Raw genomic sequence first — 18,779 nt, 5'->3', positions numbered from 1 at the left:
GCGCTAGCGCGAAGCGGAGCCGCTTGTGGCCGGTACGGCGCGGCCGAGCAGTGGCAGGCAGCGTCTGTGCTTGGGGTCGGCCAGCGGTCCGTCGTAGCAGAGTTGCGGCGGGCTGGCCTCGAGCAGCCGGGCCGGCCCCGCGCCGTAGGGATTGCCTGCGGCGGTGGCGCTCAGCGCCTGAGCGACGGTGAAGCCGGGAGCCAGGCTGTTGAGGCGGTTGAAGAGCTGGATGCGTGTATCCAGGTCATGCAGCCGCGCCAGGTACTGGCTCATGTCCGGTACGGCGACGGCGGCCAGTATATTGCCGATGGGATTGCGCCAGTCCTGGTGGAGCGGGGGTTGTGGCTGCTCGCGTAGCCAGCCGGAAAACTCGCTCGCCGTCAGCTGCGAGGCGGCGGCAATGTGCAGGTAGCGGGGCAGGATGGCGTTGCTGCTCATGTTCGGCTTGTACAGCAGCTGCAGGGCGAGGCGGCCTTTCTCCGTGATGAGCGCGGGGTCGTCGCGCATCGCCGCCAAGCCATTGGCCTGCATGGCGAACTCGCTCTGCATGGCGCTCTGCAGCGAGCGCTCGGCGGCCGTCAGGGCTGGCTGTGGCGCAGGCTGCTCGATCAGGCCCTGCTGGTACAGCGCCGCGAGGGTGCCGATGTCGCTGGCGACCAGGTGGGCGACAACCATCTTCTGGATCAGGCTGTCGGCGGCGGCCAGATGCCGGCGCCAGTGGCCGAGGTCTTCCTCGAGCAGGGCTCTGGCCTGCCCGGGCTGACCGTCGAGCAGCAGCCGGCAGGCTTCCAGCGCCAGCAGGCGGTTGCCGGTCACCAGGGCGGCAAAGTTCGGCCACGGTTCCGCCGGCTCGCTGGCAATCAGGCGGCGCAGATCGGCGAGGCGCGCGGCCTGCCGATAGCGTGCCAGCAGCTCCCGGCCCTGCGTCAGATACGCCGCGTTGCGCACTGGCTCCAGGCAGCCTGGTCGGTCGTGCGGTGCGGCGAGCTTGGGGATGTCCAGCTGGCGCAGCGGCGCCGGCTGGAACCCGTCATCGAAGGGCGAATGCGTGGCGCGCCACTGCCGGTAATCGGCCAGGCGGGCCCGGCCGGCGCTCATCGGTTCGGCGGCGGCATCCAGACCCAGCAGGTAGAGGTGCCCGGCACTGGGTTTCTGCTGGGTGCGGGCCGCCGCCACCCAGGCGCTCGCCTGGCGGTCCAGCGGCGTGTCGCGGATCCAGTACAGCGCCAGGGCGGCGAGCATTGCCGCGCCGCCGAGCACGACGAGGGTGAGGTGTGAAGCACGAGGCATGCGAGACGTCCTTGTCCGGGAGAGGACCGCAGCATAGCGCTTTCCGGCCAGCTGCTTTGCCGAGGAGGTCAAGCCCTGAGGGGTGGCCGGGTGGGCGCCGGCCTGTAGTGCGGGAGGGCTGGGGCCGCTATCGTTGCGCGGACCAGGCGGAGCCGGCGCCGGGCCGGCTACGCCACCGCGGTCTTCAGGCCGGCCGCAGGATGGTCAGCACGGTGCGCAGCTGCTCGACGGCGTCGAGGCCCAGGCTGGTCAGGTAGCCGCCGTCGGCCTCGCTGATCAGGCCCTTGGCGTGCAGGCGCTCGCCGGCGGCGATCATCTGCGGGGCGGCGTCGTGGTGGATCTTGAGGCCCTCCTGGGTGTTGTCCGGGTTGAACAGGGTGAGCAGTTCCAGTTCGGCGATCAGCTCGGGATTCAGGCGCATGGTGCCTCCGGTGCAGAGGCGGCAGCGGGTGCTGCCGCTGGTTGTTATTCGTCTTCCTCGTCGTCCGCGCCCTGCAGCGCCTCGGGCAGTTCGGGCAGGGCGCGCAGCATGCGCTCGTAGCCGGCGCCGTCGAACGGACGGTTGTCGGCGAGCATGTTCTCGATCTCGTGGGCGAGGATCAGCGCCATCAGGCGCACGGCATCTTCGCGCTCGTAGCCGACCAGGGTCAGCTTGTTGAGGGTGGCCAGGGTGGCGGCCGGCTCGCCGGCGGCGATCTGGTTCTCGATGGCCTCGATCAGTTTCTCTTCGGCGAAGACGGCATCGTCCTCGGCGTGGTGTTCGCTCATGGCAGGGGGCTCGTCGGAAAGCGGCGGATGCTCTTCATCCAGCCGGCAGAGGGTGCAGCTGCCGTCGTCCGGGCGGCTGGTCTCGATGTAGCGCACGCGGCGGCTGGCCGACTGGCGGTCGGCGCTGACGCGAAAGCGTGGGCGGTCGGGAGTGGGCATGGCGGGGATTCCGGGCGGCCGTGGCCTCCTTCATACCCCGCCGATGCCGGGCGCGGCAAGCGCTCGTTGGTCGCGGGTGGCCCTGTAGGGTGCGCCGCGCGCACCCTCAGGCTGCCGCGCGGCCATGGTGCGCATGATGGCGCCTACGCACTCAGCGCGCGGCCAGCAGTTCGCGGCCGCGGGCCACGGCGGCGCGCACCTGGGCCGGGGCGGTGCCGCCGATATGGTTGCGGGCGTTGACCGAGCCTTCCAGGGTCAGCACGGCGAACACGTCGTCGCCGATCTGGTCGCTGAACTGGCGCAGCTCGTCGAGGCTCATCTCGGCCAAGTCCTTGCCGGTCTGCACGCCGTACTTCACCGCGTGGCCGACGATCTCGTGGCAGTCGCGGAACGGCAGGCCCTTGCGCACCAGGTAGTCGGCGAGATCGGTGGCGGTGGAGAAGCCACGACGAGCGGCCTCGCGCATCACCTCGACGCGCGGCTTGATGGCCGGGACCATGTCGGCGAAGGCGCGCAGCGAGTCGCGCAGGGTGTCGGCGGCGTCGAACAGCGGCTCCTTGTCCTCCTGGTTGTCCTTGTTGTAGGCCAGCGGCTGGCCCTTCATCAGGGTCAGCAGGCCGGTCAGCGCGCCGAATACGCGGCCGCTCTTGCCGCGCACCAGCTCGGGGACGTCCGGGTTCTTCTTCTGCGGCATGATCGACGAGCCGGTGCAGAAGCGGTCGGGCAGTTCGATGAAGTTGAACTGCGCGCTGGTCCACAGCACCAGCTCCTCGGAGAAGCGCGACAGGTGCATCATCGCCAGCGAGGCGGCGGCGCAGAATTCGATGGCGAAGTCGCGGTCCGACACGCCGTCCAGCGAGTTGCCGCCGATGGCCTCGAAGCCGAGCAGCTGGCAGGTGATCTCGCGCTGGATCGGGTAGGTGGTGCCGGCCAGCGCGGCGGAGCCGAGCGGCATGCGGTTGACCCGCTTGCGGCAGTCGACCAGGCGCTCGTAGTCGCGCGACAGCATCTCGAACCAGGCCAAGAGGTGGTGGCCGAAGCTCACCGGCTGGGCGGTCTGCAGGTGGGTGAAGCCTGGCATGATCACCTCGGCGTGCTGCTCGGCCTGCGCCAGCAGACCCTCCTGCAGGCGGGTGATCTCGCCGAGGATGACGTCGATCTCGTCGCGCAGCCACAGGCGGATGTCGGTGGCCACCTGGTCGTTGCGGCTACGGCCGGTGTGCAGCTTCTTGCCGGTGATGCCGATGCGGTCGGTCAGGCGCGCCTCGATGTTCATGTGCACGTCTTCCAGATCGACGCGCCAGTCGAAGCTGCCGGCCTCGATCTCGGCCTGGATCTGCTTGAGGCCGTCGATGATCGCGTCGCGCTCGGCGACGGTCAGCACGCCGGCCTGTTCCAGCATGGTGGCGTGGGCGATCGAGCCCATGATGTCGTGGCGGTACAGGCGCTTGTCGAAGTCGACGGAGGCGGTGAAGCGGGCGACGAAGGCGTCGACCGGCTCGCTGAAGCGGCCGCCCCAGGACTGGTTGGTTTTTTCGCTGCTCATCGGTGTCTCGCGTGCTGTGCGTGCGGGGTACGAAGGGATGGCCGGCATGATAGCAGGTCGACCGGCAAAACCCGGCAGCGGCATTCGGTGACGCAGGTCACCGCCCGTGTGCGTGGCTGCTTGCCGGACGAACGGTCGGCGTCGACACTGGCGCGATGCGCAGACCCTGGTCCGCCGGCACCCGCCCGCCGGCTTCATCCGACGACTTCTTCCTGCCCGAGCTGTGCGCGCCGGAGGCGCTGCTCAGCCTGGTGCTGCTGGCCGAGCTGCTGGTGCTGGTGCTGGTGCTGGCCGAGCCGCTGCAGCCGGCGTTCGACTGGGTGCGCCTGGCGCTGACCTCGCTGTTCGTGCAGTGGCTGGTGCTGCTCTCGGCGGCGGCGCTGTGCCGCCTGCGGCCCTGGCTGATGCGCCTGCCGCAGGCGCTGGCCGGGGTTCTGTGCGGCGCGCTGGTGGTGGCGCTGACCCTGGCCTGCACCTGGGCGGCCGGCTGGTTCGGCCTGGCCACGCCGCGGCCGCTGGAGGGCCAGCTCAACCTGTACCTGCGCCACGGCCTGATCGCGCTGATCATGTCCGGCCTGGTGCTGCGCTACTTCTGGCTGCAGAGCCAGTGGCGCCGCCAGCAGCAGGCCGAGCTGCGGGCGCGGATCGAGGCGCTGCAGGCGCGCATCCGCCCGCACTTCCTGTTCAACAGCCTGAACAGCATCGCCAGCCTGATCGCCATCGACGCGGACAAGGCCGAGCAGGCGGTGCTCGACCTCTCCGACCTGTTCCGCGCCAGTCTGGCCAAGCCGGGCAGCCTGGTGGCCTGGCGCGACGAACTGGCCCTGGCGCGCCGCTACCTGTCGATCGAGCAGTACCGCCTCGGCGAGCGCCTGCGCCTCGACTGGCGGATCGACGGCGTGCCGGACGACCTGCCGATCCCCCAGCTGACCCTGCAACCGCTGCTGGAGAACGCCATCATCCACGGCGTGCAGCCGCGCATCGACGGCGGCCTGGTCGAGGTGCGCGCCGAATACGCCGACGGCCACTTTCATCTGTGCGTGAGCAACCCGCTGGCCGAGGCGGAAGCCGTCGAGTCGGGCGGCACCCGCCTGGCGCTGGGCAATATCGAGGCACGCCTGGCGGCACTTTTCGGGCCAGACGCGAGTCTGAGCATCGAGCGCCGTGACGGACGGCACTTCACCTGTCTACGCTATGCTTGTGCAAGACCCACGCAGGAAGCCAGAGCATCATGAATGTCCTGATCGTCGACGACGAACCCCTCGCGCGTGAACGCCTGGCTCGAATGGTCGGGCAACTGGACGGCTATCGCGTGCTCGAGCCTCAGGCCGGTAACGGCGAAGAAGCCCTGGCGCTGATCGACAGCCTCAAGCCCGACATCGTCCTGCTGGACATCCGCATGCCCGGCCTCGACGGCCTGCAGGTGGCGGCCAAGCTGTGCGAGCGCGACACGCCGCCGGCGGTGATCTTCTGTACCGCCCACGACGAGTTCGCCCTCGACGCCTTCCAGGTCAGCGCGGTCGGCTATCTGGTCAAGCCGGTGCGCCCCGAGGCGCTGGCCGAGGCGCTGAAGAAGGCCGAGCGACCCAACCGCGTGCAGCTGGCCGCCCTCGGCCGCCCCGCCGCGGAGCACACGGCGCCGCGCAGCCACATCGGCGCGCGCACCCGCAAGGGCATCGACCTGATTCCGCTGGAGCAGGTGATCTACTTCATCGCCGACCACAAGTACGTGACCCTGCGCCACGAACATGGCGAGGTGCTGCTCGACGAACCGCTCAAGGCCCTGGAGGACGAGTTCGGCGAGCGTTTCGTGCGTATCCACCGCAACGCCCTGGTCGCCCGCGCCCGCATCGAGCGCCTGCAGCGCACTCCGCTCGGCCATTTCCAGCTCTACCTGCGCGGCCTCGGCGACGAGGCGCTGACCGTCAGCCGCCGCCATGTGGCCGGCGTGCGCAAGCTGATGAACGAGCTGTGATGTCCGCAGGCGACGCCGACTGAACCGGCGCCGCCTTTCCTTGCGCCGGGCCGGTCCAGCCGCCGCGCCGAGCCTGTTATCATCGCGGCAATCCACCTGCATCCGGAATTGCCCATGCCCCGCGAAATCCGCATCGCCACCCGCAAGAGTGCCCTCGCCCTGTGGCAGGCCGAATACGTCAAGGCCCGTCTCGAGGCGGCCCATCCCGGCCTGCTCGTGAGCCTGGTGCCGATGGTCAGTCGCGGCGACAAGCTGCTCGACGCGCCGCTGGCGAAGATCGGCGGCAAGGGCCTGTTCGTCAAGGAGCTGGAAACCGCCCTGCTGGAGAACGAGGCGGACATCGCCGTGCACTCGATGAAGGACGTGCCGATGGACTTCCCCGCGGGGCTCGGCCTGTACTGCATCTGCGAGCGCGAGGACCCGCGCGACGCCTTCGTCTCCAATACCTACGAGAGCCTCGACGCGCTGCCGGCCGGCAGCGTGGTCGGCACCTCCAGCCTGCGCCGCCAGGCGCAGCTGCTGGCGCGCCGTCCGGACCTGAAGATCCACTTCCTGCGCGGCAACGTGAACACCCGTCTGGCCAAGCTCGACGCCGGCGAGTACGACGCCATCATCCTCGCCGCCGCCGGGCTGATCCGTCTCGGCTTCGAGGCGCGCATCCGCGCCTTCATCAGCGCCGAGGACAGCCTGCCGGCCGGTGGCCAGGGCGCGGTGGGCATCGAATGCCGCAGCGCCGACAGCGAGGTGCACGCCCTGCTGGCCCCGCTGCACCATGCCGATACCGCCGACCGGGTGAACGCCGAGCGCGCGCTGAACAAGCATCTCAACGGCGGCTGCCAGGTGCCGATCGCCTGCTACGCGCTGCTCGAGGGCGACCAGCTGTGGCTGCGCGGCCTGGTCGGCCAGCCCGACGGCGGCGCGCTGCTGCGCGCCGAGGCCCGCGCGCCGCGCGGCGCGGCCGAAGCGCTGGGCGTGCAGGTCGCCGAGGCGCTGCTGGCGCAGGGCGCCGACCGCATCCTCGCCGCGGTCTACGGCGAGGCCGGCCAGCCGTGAGCGACTGGCGTCTGCTGCTGACCCGCCCGGCCGAGGACTGCGCCGCCCTGGCGCAGACCCTGGCCGGGCACGGTGTGTTCGGCCACTGCCTGCCGCTGCTGGAGATCGAGGCGCTGGCCGAAACCCCGGAACAGCGCGGCGTGTTTCTCGATCTCGACCGCTACTGCGCGGTGGTGGCGGTCAGCAAGCCGGCGGCGCGCCTCGGGCTCGCGCTGCTCGACCGCTACTGGCCGCAGCCGCCGATGCGCCAGCGCTGGTTCGCCGTTGGCGCCGCCACCGGCGCGCTGCTCGACGCCTACGGCCTGGACGCCTGCTGGCCGGACGCGGGCGACGATAGCGAGGCGCTGCTGGCCCTGCCGCAGCTGCAGCACGCGCTCGCCGTGCCCAACCCGCGCGTGCTGATCCTGCGTGGCGAGGGCGGCCGCGATTGGCTGGCCGAGCGCTTGCGCGAGCAGGGCGCGGCCGTCGACTATCTTTCCCTGTATCGCCGCCACCTGCCCGACTATCCGCCCGGCGCCCTGATGCGCGCGCTACGCGAGCAGGCCCTGAACGGCCTGGTGGTCAGCAGCGGCGAGGGGCTGGCCAATCTGCAGGCGCTGGCCGCAGACGACTGGCCGCTGCTGGCGCGCCTGCCGCTGTTCGTGCCCAGCCCGCGGGTCGCCGCGCTGGCCCGCGCGGCCGGCGCCCTGGATGTACGAGACTGCCGCGGGGCGAGTGCCGCGGCCCTGCTGGCGTGTCTGGCCGAGGGGCCGGGCGCCATGGAACGCTGAGAACGGCCAGCGCCGAGCTGCCGGCCGTGTGAACCGACCAGAAGGATGCCGATGTGACCGACCCAGCTCCGCAAACCGAAGAACAAGTCTCCGCCGCGACTGCCGCGAGCGTCACGCCCCCCGCGCCGCCGCGTCGTGGCGCCGGCAACGGCCGCTCGCTGTCCGTGCTGGCGCTGCTGCTGGGCGCCGCCGGCCTGCTGGCGGGCGGCTGGAGCCTGTGGCAGATGCGTGCGCTGCATGACGCCGAGCTGCAGCAGCAGCGCAGCCTCGAGGAGGCGCGCAGCCAGTCGATGGGGCTGGCCGAGCGCGACCTGGTGATGAGTCACCAATTGTCCCAGCTGCCGTCGCCGGCCGAGCTGGAGGAGCGCCGCCGCCTGCTGGCCGACCTGCAGCTCGGCCAGCAGCAGCTCAGCGAGCGGGTCGACCGCGTGCTCGGCGCCAGTCGCCAGGAGTGGCGCCTGGCCGAGGCCGAGCATCTGCTGCGCCTGGCCAGCCTGCGCCTGTCGGCGCTGCAGGATGTCGCCAGCGCGCGCTTCCTGGTCGACGCCGCCGACCAGATCCTGCGCGACCACGACGATCCGGCCGCCTTCGCCGCCCGCGAGCAGCTGGTGGGGGCCCTGGAGGCGCTGCGTCGCTTGCCGGTGATCGATCGCACCGGCGTGTTCCTGCAGCTCACCGCGCTCGGCGAGCAGGCCGCGCGGCTGAACACCCGCCGCCCCGAATTCCATCCGCAGGAGGGCAGCCTGCCAGCCGCGGCGCAGGTCGCCGAGGGTGACGGCGCCAGCGGCTGGGCCGACTGGTGGCGGCACCTGAGCGGCTTCGTGCGCCTGGAGTTCACCGCCAGCGACGAGGTCAAGCCGCTGCTCGCCGGGCAGACCCTCGAGCAGCTGCGCCTGGCCCTGCGTCTGGCCCTGGAGCAGGCGCAGTGGGCGGTGCTCAACGGCCAGCCGCAGGTCTACCACAGCGCCCTGGAGCAAGGCCGTGCCCTGCTGCAGCGCTACTTCGGCCTGGACAGCCCGGAAAACCAGGCGCTCCACGACCGCCTCGGCGAACTCGCCGCCCAGCCGGTGGCCCAGGAGCTGCCCGATCTGACCCCGGCGCTCGACGCCCTGCAGGCCTACCTCGCCCGGCGCGAGCGTGCCGAGCTGGAGGCCGCCGCCCGTCAGGTCGGCGCCCGGGACGAGCAACCGGCCGAGCCCGTACCTGCCGCGGCGCCGGCGGGCGGGCATGCGGCGGAGGAGGGCCAATGAATCGCACCTTCCTGCTGTTCCTGCTGGTCATCCTCGGCGCCGCGCTGCTCGGTCTGGCCATCGCCGATCAGGCCGGCTACGTGCTGATCGCCTACAAGGGCTTCCGCTACGAGTCGACCTTCTGGGTCTTCCTCGCCGTCGGCCTCGGCCTGTGGGCGCTGCTGTTCGGCGTGCGCCTGCTGCTCGGCCTGATGGGCGCCTCGGGGCGACTGGTCAATCCCTGGTCGTCGCGCAACCGCATGCGTCGCGGTCAGCTCGCCGCCCAGCGCGGCCTGCTCGAGCTGGCCGCCGGGCGCTGGGCGCATGCCCTGCGCCTGCTGCGCCGCGCCGCCGAGCACGGCCAGCAGCCGCTGGTCAACTACCTGGCGGCGGCGCGCGCGGCCAGCGAGCTGGGCGAGCACGCCACTGCCGAGCAGCTGCTCGAACAGGCCCGCGAGCGCGAGCCCAAGGCCGACGCGGCCATCGCCCTGACCCGCGCGCAGCTGCTGATGGCGCGCGGCGCCGATGCCGAAGCGCTGGCGGCGTTGCAGCCGCTGCGCGAGCGCCAGGCGCACAATCCCCACCTGCTGCGTCTGCTCCTGCAACTGTACCGGCGTCAGGAGGACTGGGCGGCGCTCGGCGAGCTGGCGCCCGAGCTGCGCCGCCACAAGCTGCTCAAGGAGGTCGAGCTGGAGGCGCTCGAGCGGCAGGCGCGGCGCATCCAGCTGGCGCGCGCCGCCGAGCAGGGGCTGGCGGCGCTCAACAAGGCCTGGCAGCAGCTGCCCCAGGCGCAGCGGCAAAGTCCGGGGGCGCTGGCGGCCTACGCCGAGCAGCTGCAGCGCCTCGGTGCCGAGGCGGAAGCCGAGGAGGCGCTGCGCGGCGGCCTCAAGCGCCAGTTCGACGCCCGTCTGGTCGAGCTCTACGGTCGCCTCCAGGGCCGCGACCCGGCGCGCCAGCTGGCCAGCGCCGAGGCCTGGCTGAAGGAGCAGCCCGAGCACCCCGGCCTGCTGCTGACCCTCGGCCGTCTGGCCCTGCGCAACCAGTTGTGGGGCAAGGCGCGCGACTACTTCGAGCACAGCCTGCGCGTCGAGCGTAGCGTCGAGGCCTGTGGCGAGCTGGCCCGTCTGCTCGCCCGCCTGGGCGACCTGGAGCGCAGCAACCGCCTGCTGCAGGACAGCCTGGGCCTGCTCGGCGCGGCGCTGCCGGCCTTGCCGCAGCCGACCGCCGAGCGGAAGTGACGACCGTCGCCAGCGGCTTGACAAGTGGTGCGTTGGCTCTGCCGGGCGGCCTTGAAAGGCCGCCCGGCTTTCCTCTACCGTAACGCCCTCTCTTTTCCCGACCCCGGAGCCGCCATGCCGCTGGCCAATCCCCGCCTGCTCAACCTTCTCGCCTTCCTGGTCTGCGCCGGGCTGCTGGCCTTCGGCCTGTACCTGGAACATGCCGATGGCCTGGAGCCCTGCCCGCTGTGCGTGGTGCAGCGGATCGAATTCATCGGTGTCGGCCTGGTCTGCCTGGTGGCGGCGATTCACGGCCCGCAGCGCCGTGGCCGGCGTGTGTATGCGGGGCTGAGCCTGCTGTTCGCCGCGGCCGGCATCGCCACCGCCGGCCGCCAGATCTGGCTGCAGGGCCTGCCGCCGGACCAGCTGCCGGCCTGCCTGCCGAGCCTCGAGTACATGATGGAAGCGCTGCCGTTCCAGGACATCGTGCGCATGGTGCTGCACGGCACCGCCGACTGCGCCGAGGTGACCTGGACCCTGCTTGGCCTGAGCATCCCCGAGTGGAGCCTGCTGGCCTTCGCCGGCCTGGCCGCGCTGGCGCTGCTGCAGCTGTTGCGCCGCAACTGAGAATCGCCTCAGACATTCGTATCAAAAAATTCCCGGCCATGGCTTGCTGGTGGCACTGAGGCCGGCATAGTCTGGCCGGCACTGGCTGGTCGAGGATCTCTCGAGGCGGCCAACGATGCCGGGGGCATCGCATACCCTTGCGCATAACAACACATCCGACGCGGGAAGCGAGGTGTAGCATGCTCGAGAATTGCCGCAACGCCCAGGAACGCTGGGGTGGTGTCCACCAGTTGCTCGATCGCTGGCTGCAGGATCGCCACCAGCTGGTCAGCGCCTACCAGATCCTGCATGCCCGACCACAGGCCACCAGCCCCGAGCTGGAGGGATTCTGCGCCCAGCTGATGGACTACGTCTCCGCCGGTCACTTCGAGATCTACGAGCAGCTGCTCGGCGAGGCCCACGCCTTCGGCGACCAGGCCGCTCTGGCGCTTGCGGCCCAGGTCTATCCGCAGATCGAGGCCAGCACCCTGGCGGTGCTGGACTTCAACGACCGCTGCGACAACGGCGACTGCCGAGACACCGTCAGTTTCGCCCGCGAGCTGCAGCGCCTCGGCCAGCTGCTGCACCAGCGCTTCGAGCTGGAGGACTGCCTGATCGAGGTGTTGCACAACGTGCACAGCCAGCAGGAGACGCAGCCCGGCTGAGCTGCGGCCGCGAGCCGGCGCCGTCTCTGGCGGCGGGGCTGCTGCGGGGCTAGTATGGGTTGACATCACATAGCCGGGAGGCGTCTGCATGGCAACCAGGAACAAGCCGGTCACCACTCCGCTGCATCTGCTGCAGCAACTGTCCCACAGCCTGCTGGAGCATCTGGAGCAGGCGTGCAGCGAGGCGCTGGTGGAGGCCGAGAAGCTGCTGGCCAAGCTCGAGAAGCAGCGCGGCAAGGCGCAGGACAAGTTGCACAAGGCTCGCGCCCGCCTCGAGGAAGCCGCCGCCGCCGGCAAGGCCAAGGCCCAGGCCAAGGCCCGCGACAGCATCGCCGAGCTGGAAGAGGCGCTCGACACCCTCAAGCAGCGCCAGAGCGAAACCCGCGACTACATCCTGCGCCTCAAGACCGATGCCGAGGAAAGCCTGCATCTGGCCCAGGGCGTCGGCAAGGTCAAGGAGGCCGTCGCCCAGTTGCTGGCCCGCCGCGAGACGCAGGTCGAGGCGCCCAAGGCTCCCCGGCGTACGCGCAGCACCCCGCCCACCCCACCCAAGGCGGCCGCCACTGCGCCGTCCCGCCCGCGGCGCAGCGCGGCCGGCAAGGCGGTCGCGGCGCCCGCCGCCGAGGCCCCCGCGGCTCCGGCCGCGAGCAAACCGGCTGCCAAGCGCGCCGGGACGAGTGCGAGCAAGCCAGCCGCCACGGCCAGTGCCGCAGCGGACAAGGCGGCCAAGCCGGCGACCCCGGGGGCGCCGCGCAAGGCGCCGGCTACCAAGCCGGCAGCCAGCAAGCCTGCCGCCGCTCCGGCGGCACCCAAGCCCGCCGCCAAACCGGCGGCGAAGCCGGCCGCCAAGCGGACCCCGGCGAGCGCCAAGCCGGCTGCCGAGACGACCAGCAAGCCCGCTCAGGGCTGAGTCGCCGCCATTGCCGCGTCGCGCAGCGCCTGCAGCGCGGCGCGGTGATCCGTCGTAGCCGCCGCCCAGCCGGCGGCCAGTGTTTCCAGCCAGTCGCTCGGCGCGGCGCCGTTGGCCGGCGGCCAGTCACTGGCCAGTTCCTGCAGACGCTCCAGCAACAACCGCTCAGCCTTCAGCTCGAGGGCCGCCAGCTCGCGCCGCAGCTCGGCCAGCCCGGCGTCACGGCTGGCGGCGGCCTTCCACGTGCGGCGCAGCTGGCGTAACGGGATGGTGACGGCCTGCTGCCAGGGTTGCGCCAGCTGCTCGAGCCGGGCGAGCCGCGCGGGCGTGGCGGCCACCCCGCGCCGCTCCAGCCACAGGGCGGTCAGCAGCAGGCAGACGTCGGCGTCACGCGCGTCCTGCAGTTGCAGGCACAGCTCGGCGATCCCCGGCCGGCTGTAAAGCGTGATGGAAAAATCCCATAATGATTGCGCCATAGCGCCTCCGGGCGAGGGGCGGGGGAAGCTGATAAACTTCGCCACCGCCGAACCAGTCCCACGATCATGATCCGAATCCAGAATCTTATCCTGCAGCGTGGTCCGCAGCGCCTGCTCGATGGCGCCGACCTGACCCTGCACCCCGGCCAGAAGGTCGGCCTGATCGGCGCCAACGGCGCCGGCAAGTCCAGTCTGTTCGCCCTGCTGCGCGGCGAGCTGCATGCCGACGGTGGCGATTGCCAGCTGCCGGCGGACTGGCGCATCGCTCACATGCGCCAGGAGGTCGACACCCTCGAACGCCGCGCGGTGGACTACGTGCTCGACGGCGACAGCCACCTGCGCCGCATCCAGGCCGAGCTGGTGGCCGCCGAGGCGGCCCACGACGGCCATGCCCTGGCCCGTCTGCACAGCGAGTTCGACAGCGCCGATGGCTACACCGCCGACGCCCGCGCGCGCAAGCTGCTCGCCGGCCTCGGCTTCGACAGCGCACAGATGGAGCGCGCGGTCGGCGACTTCTCCGGCGGCTGGCGCATGCGCCTCAACCTGGCCCAGGCGCTGATGTGCCCGTCCGAGCTGCTGCTGCTCGACGAGCCGACCAACCACCTCGACCTCGACGCCATCCTCTGGCTGGAAAGCTGGCTGAAAGGCTACCCCGGTACCCTGCTGCTGATTTCCCACGACCGGGACTTCCTCGATGCGGTGGTCGACCACGTGGTGCACCTGGAACAGCAGAAACTGCCCCTCTATCGCGGCGGCTACTCGGCCTTCGAGCGCACCCGCGCCGAACGCCTGGCCCAGCAGCAGCAGGCCTACGAGAAGCAGCAGGCGCAGCGCGCGCACATGGAAGACTTCATCCGCCGCTTCAAGGCCAAGGCGAGCAAGGCCCGTCAGGCGCAGAGCCGGATCAAGGCGCTGGAGCGGCTCGAGGAGCTGGCGCCGGCGCACATCGACTCGCCGTTCAGCTTCGCCTTCCGCGAAGCCGACAAGGTCTCCAGCCCGCTGCTCGATCTGGCCGAGGGGCGCCTCGGCTACGGCGACAGGGCGGTGCTGGAGAAGGTCAAGCTGCAGCTCGCTCCCGGCGCGCGCATCGGCCTGCTCGGCCCCAACGGTGCCGGCAAGTCGACCCTGATCAAGACCCTGGCCGGCGAGCTGCAGCCCCTCGGCGGCCGCCTGACCCGCGGCGAGAACCTCGCGGTCGGCTACTTCGCCCAGCACCAGCTCGATGCCCTCGACCCCCAGGCCAGCCCGCTGCTGCACCTGCAGCGCATCGCCTCGGGCGAGCGCGAGCAGACCCTGCGCGACTTCCTCGGCGGCTTCGACTTCCGCGGCGAGCGCTGCGACGAGGCGTCGGTCAACTTCTCCGGTGGCGAGAAGGCGCGCCTGGCGCTGGCGCTGATCGCCTGGCAGAAACCCAACCTGCTGCTGCTCGACGAGCCGACCAACCACCTCGACCTGGAGATGCGCCTGGCGCTGACCATGGCCCTGCAGGACTTCCACGGCGCGGTGCTGGTGGTGTCGCACGACCGCCACCTGCTGAAGAGCACCACCGACGAGTTCCTGCTGGTCGCCGACGGCCGCGTGCAGGCCTTCGATGGCGACCTCGACGACTACAGCCGCTGGCTGGTCGACTACCGCGCCCGCCAGCAGCCGCTGGTCGAGACGGCGCCCGGCGCCGACAAGACCGACAAGCGCGCCCAGCGCCAGGCCGCGGCGGCCCTGCGCCAGCAGCTGGCGCCGCGCAAGAAGGTGGCGGAGAAGCTGGAGAAGGAACTCGGCGGCGTGCATGAAAAACTGGCCGCGCTGGAAACCCGCCTGGGCGACAGCGCCCTGTACGAGGCCGCGCGCAAGGACGAGCTGCGCACCCTGCTGGCCGAGCAGGCGACCCTCAAGAGCCGCGAAAGCGAGCTGGAGGAGGCCTGGCTGCTGGCCCTCGAGGAGCTCGAGGCGCTGGAAGCCGAGCTCGGAGGTGCGGCGTGAAGGCCTGGCTGGCGCAGTGGCTGGGCGAGTGGAGCGAGACCCTGCTGTTCGGCGTGCAGGTGCTGCTGATCCTGCTCGCCGGCTATGTCCTGCAGCGTCTGGTGGCGCGCGGGCTGACCCGCGTCGCGCAGCGCTACCAGCTGCCCGGCGAATTGCTGCTGCCGCTGCGCGGCGCACTGCGCTGGCTGATCATGGGCAGCGCGCTGATGCTCGCCCTGGAACACCTCGGCGTGTCCGCCGCGGTGCTGTGGGCGGCCTTCTCCGGCTTCGTCGCGGTGGCCGCGGTGGCCTTCTTCGCCGTGTGGAGCGTGCTGTCCAACCTGTTCTGCGCGGTACTGATCTTCACCGTCGGCCCGTTCCGCCTGGGCGATCGGGTCGAGGTCGTCGAGGCGGCCGACAAGCCCGGCGCCAAGGGCCGGGTGATCGCCATCAACCTGCTGTACACCACCCTCGAGGAGGATGCCGAGGCCGGCAGCGGCGCGCTGGTGCAGATCCCCAACAGCTTGTTCTTCCAGAAGGTCGTGCGCCGCTGGCGCGGGACCGAACCCCATCCCACCACAACCATCATCCAAAGCGAGACCTGAAACCATCATGGAATGGCTGACGAGCCCGGAAATCTGGGTTGCTTTCCTCACCCTCACCGCCCTGGAAATCGTCCTCGGCATCGACAACATCATCTTCATCTCGATCCTGGTCGGCCGCCTGCCCAAGGAGCAGCAACCGAAGGCGCGCTTCTTCGGCCTGGCGCTGGCCATGGGCACGCGCATCCTGCTGCTGCTGTCGATCGCCTGGGTGATGCGCCTGACCGCCGACCTGTTCACCGTGCTCGGCCAGGGTGTGTCCGGCCGTGACCTGATCCTGTTCTTCGGTGGCCTGTTCCTGCTGTTCAAGAGCACCATGGAGATCTGGCACAGCGTCGAGGGCGAGGAGGAAGCGAACGAGGACGGCAGCGTGAAGAAGGCCGCCTTCATGGGCGTGATCCTGCAGATCGCGGTGATCGACATCATCTTCTCGCTGGACTCGGTGATCACCGCGGTCGGCCTGGTGTCGAACGTGCCGGTGATGGTCGCTGCGATCGTCATCGCCGTGCTGGTGATGATGATGGCCGCCGGCACCATCAGCGACTTCATCGAGAAGCACCCGTCGCTGAAGATCCTTGCCCTGTCGTTCCTCATCGTGGTCGGCACCCTGCTGGTCGCCGAGGCCTTCGAGGTGCACGTGCCCAAGGCCTACGTCTACTTCGCCATGGCCTTCTCGCTGGGCGTCGAGGCGCTCAATATCCGCATGCGCACCGCGATGAAGCGCAAGCTCAAGGAGCCGGTCAAGCTGCACAAGGACCTGCCGGACTGAGTGGGGTAGGCGCCAGCCTGCCACTCATGCCAAGCTGTACCCGCGCCGGCCCGTCATGGGCCGGCGTCGTTTTCGCCATCCTCTACCGGAGAATGCCCCATGAGCCTGGAAACCTGGCTTGCCTTCTTCGCCGCCTGCTGGGTGATCAGCCTGTCGCCCGGCGCCGGGGCCATCGCCTCGATGTCCAGCGGCCTCAACTACGGTTTCCGCCGCGGCTACTGGAACGCCATCGGCCTGCAGCTGGCGCTGGCCCTGCAGATCGCCATCGTCGCCGCCGGCGTCGGCGCCATCCTCGCCACCTCCGAGCTGGCCTTCGCGGCGATCAAGTGGTTCGGCGTCGCCTACCTGGCGTACCTGGGCTGGAAGCAGTGGTGCGCGCCGGTGGGTGACCTGGCCGAGGCCAGCGCCGGGCGCCCGCTCGGGCGGCCGCTGACCCTGGTGCTGCGCGGCTTCGTGGTCAACGCCAGCAACCCCAAGGCCATCGTCTTCATCCTCGCCGTGCTGCCGCAGTTTCTCGACCCGGCGCGGCCGCTGCTGGCCCAGTACCTGGCCATGGCGGCGACCATGATCGCCGTCGACCTGGTGGTGATGGCCGGCTACACCGGGCTGGCCGCGCGGGTCCTGCGCCTGCTGCGCACGCCGCGCCAGCAGCGCCTGCTCAACCGCACCTTCGCCAGCCTGTTCGTCGCCGCCGCCGGGTTGCTGTCCCTGGTGCGCCGCGCGCCGGCCTGAAGGATCGGCGGCGAATCGTCGCAGCCGCCGACCGGGTCGGCTCTTGAGCGAGAGCGCGATGAGGCGTAAAAGCCTAATGGCATTTGTTCTCATTTGGGATTCACTCATGCTTACCCGCAAGCGATTTCTGAGCTGGCTGCTGCTGCCCGTGCTGGCGCTGTGCAGCCTGATGGCGCTGGCCGAACCCGAGGGCGCCGCCCAGGCCCTGCACCTCCTGAGCTACCTGGGGGCCGACTACCCGGCCACGGTGGCCGCCGGCCAGGTGGTCGACAGCGGCGAATACCAGGAGCAGCTGGAGTTCCACGGCGTGCTGCAGGGGCTGGTCGTCGCGCTGCCGGCCAGCACCGGCAAGGACGCCCTGGTGCAGGGCGTCGCCCGCCTCGGCGACAGCATCCGCCAGCGCCGCGATGGCGCCGAGGTGGCCACCCAGGCCCGGCGGCTGGCGGCCGAGCTGGTGGCGAGCTACCGGATCAGCCTGGCCCCGCGCATCATCCCCGACCCGGCGCGCGGCGCGGCGCTGTTCGCCCAGCAGTGCAGTGTCTGCCACGGCGAGCGCGGCCTGGGCGACGGCCCGGCCGGCATCGGCCTCGAGCCGCCGCCGGCGAACATGCGCGACGCCGCGCGCATGGACCGGCTCAGCCTCTACGACCTGTACAACAGCATCGGCCTGGGCGTCGAAGGCACCGACATGCCGGCCTTCGCCGCCGAGCTGGACGAGCGCCAGCGCTGGGACCTGGCCAGCCACGTCGCCGGTTTCAGTGCCGATCCCGCGGCGGCCGGTGCGGCGCGTTTCAGCCTCGAGCAACTGGCCAGCCTGACTCCCCAGCAGGTCGCGGCGGAGCAGGGGCCGCAGGCGCTGGCCGCCTTCCGCGCCCAGCGCGCGCAGCCGCCGCAGCCGCAGCGCGATCCCCGGCAGCTGCTGGATTTCGCCCGCGACACCCTGGCGCAGAGCCTGGCCGCCTACCGCGACGGCCAGCGCGACCAGGCCTACGACCTCGCGGTGGCCGCCTACCTGGAAGGCTTCGAGCTGGTCGAGAGTGCACTGGACAACGTCGCTGCCGAGCAGCGCAAGGCCACCGAGCGGGCGCTGATGGCCTACCGCCAGGGGCTGCAGGAAGGCGTTCCGCTCGCCCAGGCCGAACAGCGCCTGGCGGCGGCCAATGCCGAGCTGGCGCGCTGCGCCGAGCTGCTCGGCGGCGATGGCCTGTCGGGTTCGCTGAGCTTCCTCTCCAGCCTGCTGATCCTGCTGCGCGAGGGCGTCGAGGCGATCCTCGTGCTGGCGGCGATCCTCGCCTACCTGCGCAACACCGGGCAGGAGGCGGCGACCCGCAGCGTGCACCTCGGCTGGGGCCTGGCGCTGCTCGCCGGCGTGGCCACCTGGGCGCTGGCGGCCTGGGTGCTGGACGTCAGCGGCGCCCAGCGCGAGCTGCTGGAGGGCTTCACCGCGCTGTTCGCCAGCGTGGTGGTGCTGTGGATCGGCGTGTGGATGCACGACCGCCGGCATGCCGCGGCCTGGCAGGACTACATCAAGAGCAGCCTGCTCGGCAGCGGCGAGCGCCTGGGCTTCGCCGTGCTGGCGTTCTTCTCGGTGTACCGCGAGCTGTTCGAGGTCATCCTGTTCTACGAGACCCTCTGGCTGCAGGCCGGCCCGACCGGCCACGGCATGGTTCTCGCCGGCGCCGGCGCCGCCCTGGCGCTGCTGCTCGGCCTGGCCTGGGTGATCCTGCGCGGCTCGCGGCGCCTGCCGCTGACGACCTTCTTCTCGATCAACGCCGTGCTGCTCTGCGTGCTGTCGGTGGTGTTCGCCGGCCAGGGTATCGCCGCTCTGCAGGAGGCCGGGGTGCTCGGCCTGCATCCGCTGCGCTTCGTCGAGGTCGACTGGCTGGGCATCCATCCCGACGCCCTGAGCCTCGGTGCCCAGGCCCTGGCGCTGACGGCGATCGCCGTGCTCTACGGGCGCAGCCACCTGGCGACACGCCGCGACGGCGCGGCGGCCTGATCCCGGTGCCGGCGAAACCCGCTACCATGCGGGTTTTTCCGGCATCTGGAGAATGAC

Annotated in this window: 19 protein-coding genes; 14 read left to right on the top strand and 5 right to left on the bottom strand. The window is 71.1% G+C overall.

Going from position 1 to position 18,779, the window contains the following annotated elements; genetic code table 11:
- Positions 1-3: 3 nt before the first annotated feature.
- The 4 genes from BLT78_RS16415 to argH all read right to left on the bottom strand — a co-directional run bounded on the left by BLT78_RS16415 (position 4) and on the right by argH (position 3,763).
- A complete protein-coding gene (locus BLT78_RS16415; protein ID WP_157719553.1) occupies positions 4-1,290 on the bottom strand; it encodes a hypothetical protein in 1,287 nt (428 codons plus the stop codon).
- A 184-nt stretch (positions 1,291-1,474) separates the two neighbouring features.
- Positions 1,475-1,711 carry a TIGR02647 family protein gene (locus tag BLT78_RS16410; protein ID WP_090350488.1) on the bottom strand — a complete coding sequence of 79 codons (237 nt, stop codon included), beginning with the start codon at positions 1,709-1,711 and terminating at the stop codon, positions 1,475-1,477.
- 44 nt (positions 1,712-1,755) lie between these two features.
- Positions 1,756-2,217: a hypothetical protein gene (locus BLT78_RS16405; RefSeq protein ID WP_172830801.1), complete on the bottom strand. Its 462-nt coding sequence runs from the start codon at positions 2,215-2,217 to the stop codon at positions 1,756-1,758.
- A gap of 151 nt (positions 2,218-2,368) precedes the next feature.
- On the bottom strand, positions 2,369-3,763 hold the full coding sequence (argH, locus tag BLT78_RS16400) for an argininosuccinate lyase (RefSeq protein ID WP_090350485.1): 1,395 nt from the start codon (positions 3,761-3,763) through the stop codon (positions 2,369-2,371).
- Between the two features lie 155 nt (positions 3,764-3,918).
- On the opposite strand from argH, the gene BLT78_RS16395 reads away from it, so the two are divergent.
- The 9 genes from BLT78_RS16395 to BLT78_RS21590 all read left to right on the top strand — a co-directional run bounded on the left by BLT78_RS16395 (position 3,919) and on the right by BLT78_RS21590 (position 12,188).
- Positions 3,919-4,998: a sensor histidine kinase gene (locus tag BLT78_RS16395; RefSeq protein WP_090350482.1), complete on the top strand. Its 1,080-nt coding sequence runs from the start codon at positions 3,919-3,921 to the stop codon at positions 4,996-4,998.
- Positions 4,995-5,738 (top strand): LytR/AlgR family response regulator transcription factor, encoded by a 744-nt coding sequence (locus BLT78_RS16390; protein ID WP_090350480.1) that lies wholly within the window; start codon positions 4,995-4,997, stop codon positions 5,736-5,738. The genes BLT78_RS16395 and BLT78_RS16390 overlap by 4 nt, the downstream gene beginning before the upstream one ends.
- A 114-nt stretch (positions 5,739-5,852) precedes the next feature.
- Positions 5,853-6,791 (top strand): hydroxymethylbilane synthase, encoded by a 939-nt coding sequence (gene hemC / locus BLT78_RS16385; RefSeq protein ID WP_090350477.1) that lies wholly within the window; start codon positions 5,853-5,855, stop codon positions 6,789-6,791.
- A complete protein-coding gene (locus BLT78_RS16380; RefSeq protein WP_090350473.1) occupies positions 6,788-7,561 on the top strand; it encodes a uroporphyrinogen-III synthase in 774 nt (257 codons plus the stop codon). Before hemC ends, BLT78_RS16380 begins: the two co-directional genes overlap by 4 nt.
- A gap of 53 nt (positions 7,562-7,614) precedes the next feature.
- On the top strand, positions 7,615-8,811 hold the full coding sequence (locus BLT78_RS16375) for a uroporphyrinogen-III C-methyltransferase (RefSeq protein WP_090350468.1): 1,197 nt from the start codon (positions 7,615-7,617) through the stop codon (positions 8,809-8,811).
- A complete protein-coding gene (locus tag BLT78_RS16370; protein ID WP_090350465.1) occupies positions 8,808-10,028 on the top strand; it encodes a heme biosynthesis HemY N-terminal domain-containing protein in 1,221 nt (406 codons plus the stop codon). The genes BLT78_RS16375 and BLT78_RS16370 overlap by 4 nt, the downstream gene beginning before the upstream one ends.
- A gap of 114 nt (positions 10,029-10,142) precedes the next feature.
- A complete protein-coding gene (locus BLT78_RS16365) occupies positions 10,143-10,634 on the top strand; it encodes a disulfide bond formation protein B (RefSeq protein ID WP_090350462.1) in 492 nt (163 codons plus the stop codon).
- Between the two features lie 179 nt (positions 10,635-10,813).
- On the top strand, positions 10,814-11,278 hold the full coding sequence (gene rsd, locus BLT78_RS16360; protein ID WP_090350459.1) for a sigma D regulator: 465 nt from the start codon (positions 10,814-10,816) through the stop codon (positions 11,276-11,278).
- Positions 11,279-11,366: 88 nt separating this feature from the next.
- Positions 11,367-12,188 (top strand): AlgP family protein, encoded by an 822-nt coding sequence (locus BLT78_RS21590; RefSeq protein ID WP_090350456.1) that lies wholly within the window; start codon positions 11,367-11,369, stop codon positions 12,186-12,188.
- Here BLT78_RS21590 and BLT78_RS16350 read toward each other — a convergent pair.
- Complete coding sequence (locus BLT78_RS16350; protein WP_090350454.1) at positions 12,179-12,664, bottom strand: TIGR02444 family protein; 486 nt, start codon at positions 12,662-12,664, stop codon at positions 12,179-12,181. The genes BLT78_RS21590 and BLT78_RS16350 overlap by 10 nt on opposite strands.
- A gap of 66 nt (positions 12,665-12,730) precedes the next feature.
- Between BLT78_RS16350 and BLT78_RS16345 the strand changes: the two genes are divergently transcribed.
- The 5 genes from BLT78_RS16345 to BLT78_RS16325 all read left to right on the top strand — a co-directional run bounded on the left by BLT78_RS16345 (position 12,731) and on the right by BLT78_RS16325 (position 18,722).
- On the top strand, positions 12,731-14,641 hold the full coding sequence (locus BLT78_RS16345; RefSeq protein WP_090350451.1) for an ATP-binding cassette domain-containing protein: 1,911 nt from the start codon (positions 12,731-12,733) through the stop codon (positions 14,639-14,641).
- The gene (locus BLT78_RS16340) at positions 14,638-15,225 is read left to right on the top strand and encodes a mechanosensitive ion channel family protein (RefSeq protein WP_090350449.1); all 588 of its coding nucleotides are present in this window, start codon (positions 14,638-14,640) and stop codon (positions 15,223-15,225) included. The genes BLT78_RS16345 and BLT78_RS16340 overlap by 4 nt, the downstream gene beginning before the upstream one ends.
- Before the next feature lie 7 nt (positions 15,226-15,232).
- Positions 15,233-15,991, top strand: a complete 759-nt coding sequence (locus BLT78_RS16335) for a TerC family protein (protein ID WP_090350447.1) — start codon at positions 15,233-15,235, stop codon at positions 15,989-15,991.
- Positions 15,992-16,090: 99 nt separating this feature from the next.
- Positions 16,091-16,723, top strand: coding sequence for a LysE family transporter (locus BLT78_RS16330; protein WP_090350444.1), 633 nt, complete (start codon positions 16,091-16,093; stop codon positions 16,721-16,723).
- Positions 16,724-16,829: 106 nt separating this feature from the next.
- Positions 16,830-18,722 (top strand): cytochrome c/FTR1 family iron permease, encoded by a 1,893-nt coding sequence (locus BLT78_RS16325; protein ID WP_090350441.1) that lies wholly within the window; start codon positions 16,830-16,832, stop codon positions 18,720-18,722.
- The last annotated feature ends 57 nt before the right edge of the window (positions 18,723-18,779 follow it).

The sequence above is a fragment of the Pseudomonas oryzae genome (assembly GCF_900104805.1).
Lineage (GTDB): Bacteria > Pseudomonadota > Gammaproteobacteria > Pseudomonadales > Pseudomonadaceae > Geopseudomonas > Geopseudomonas oryzae.
The sequence above is the reverse complement of the archived record's forward strand: the minus strand, read 5'-3'. Positions and strand labels throughout refer to the sequence as shown.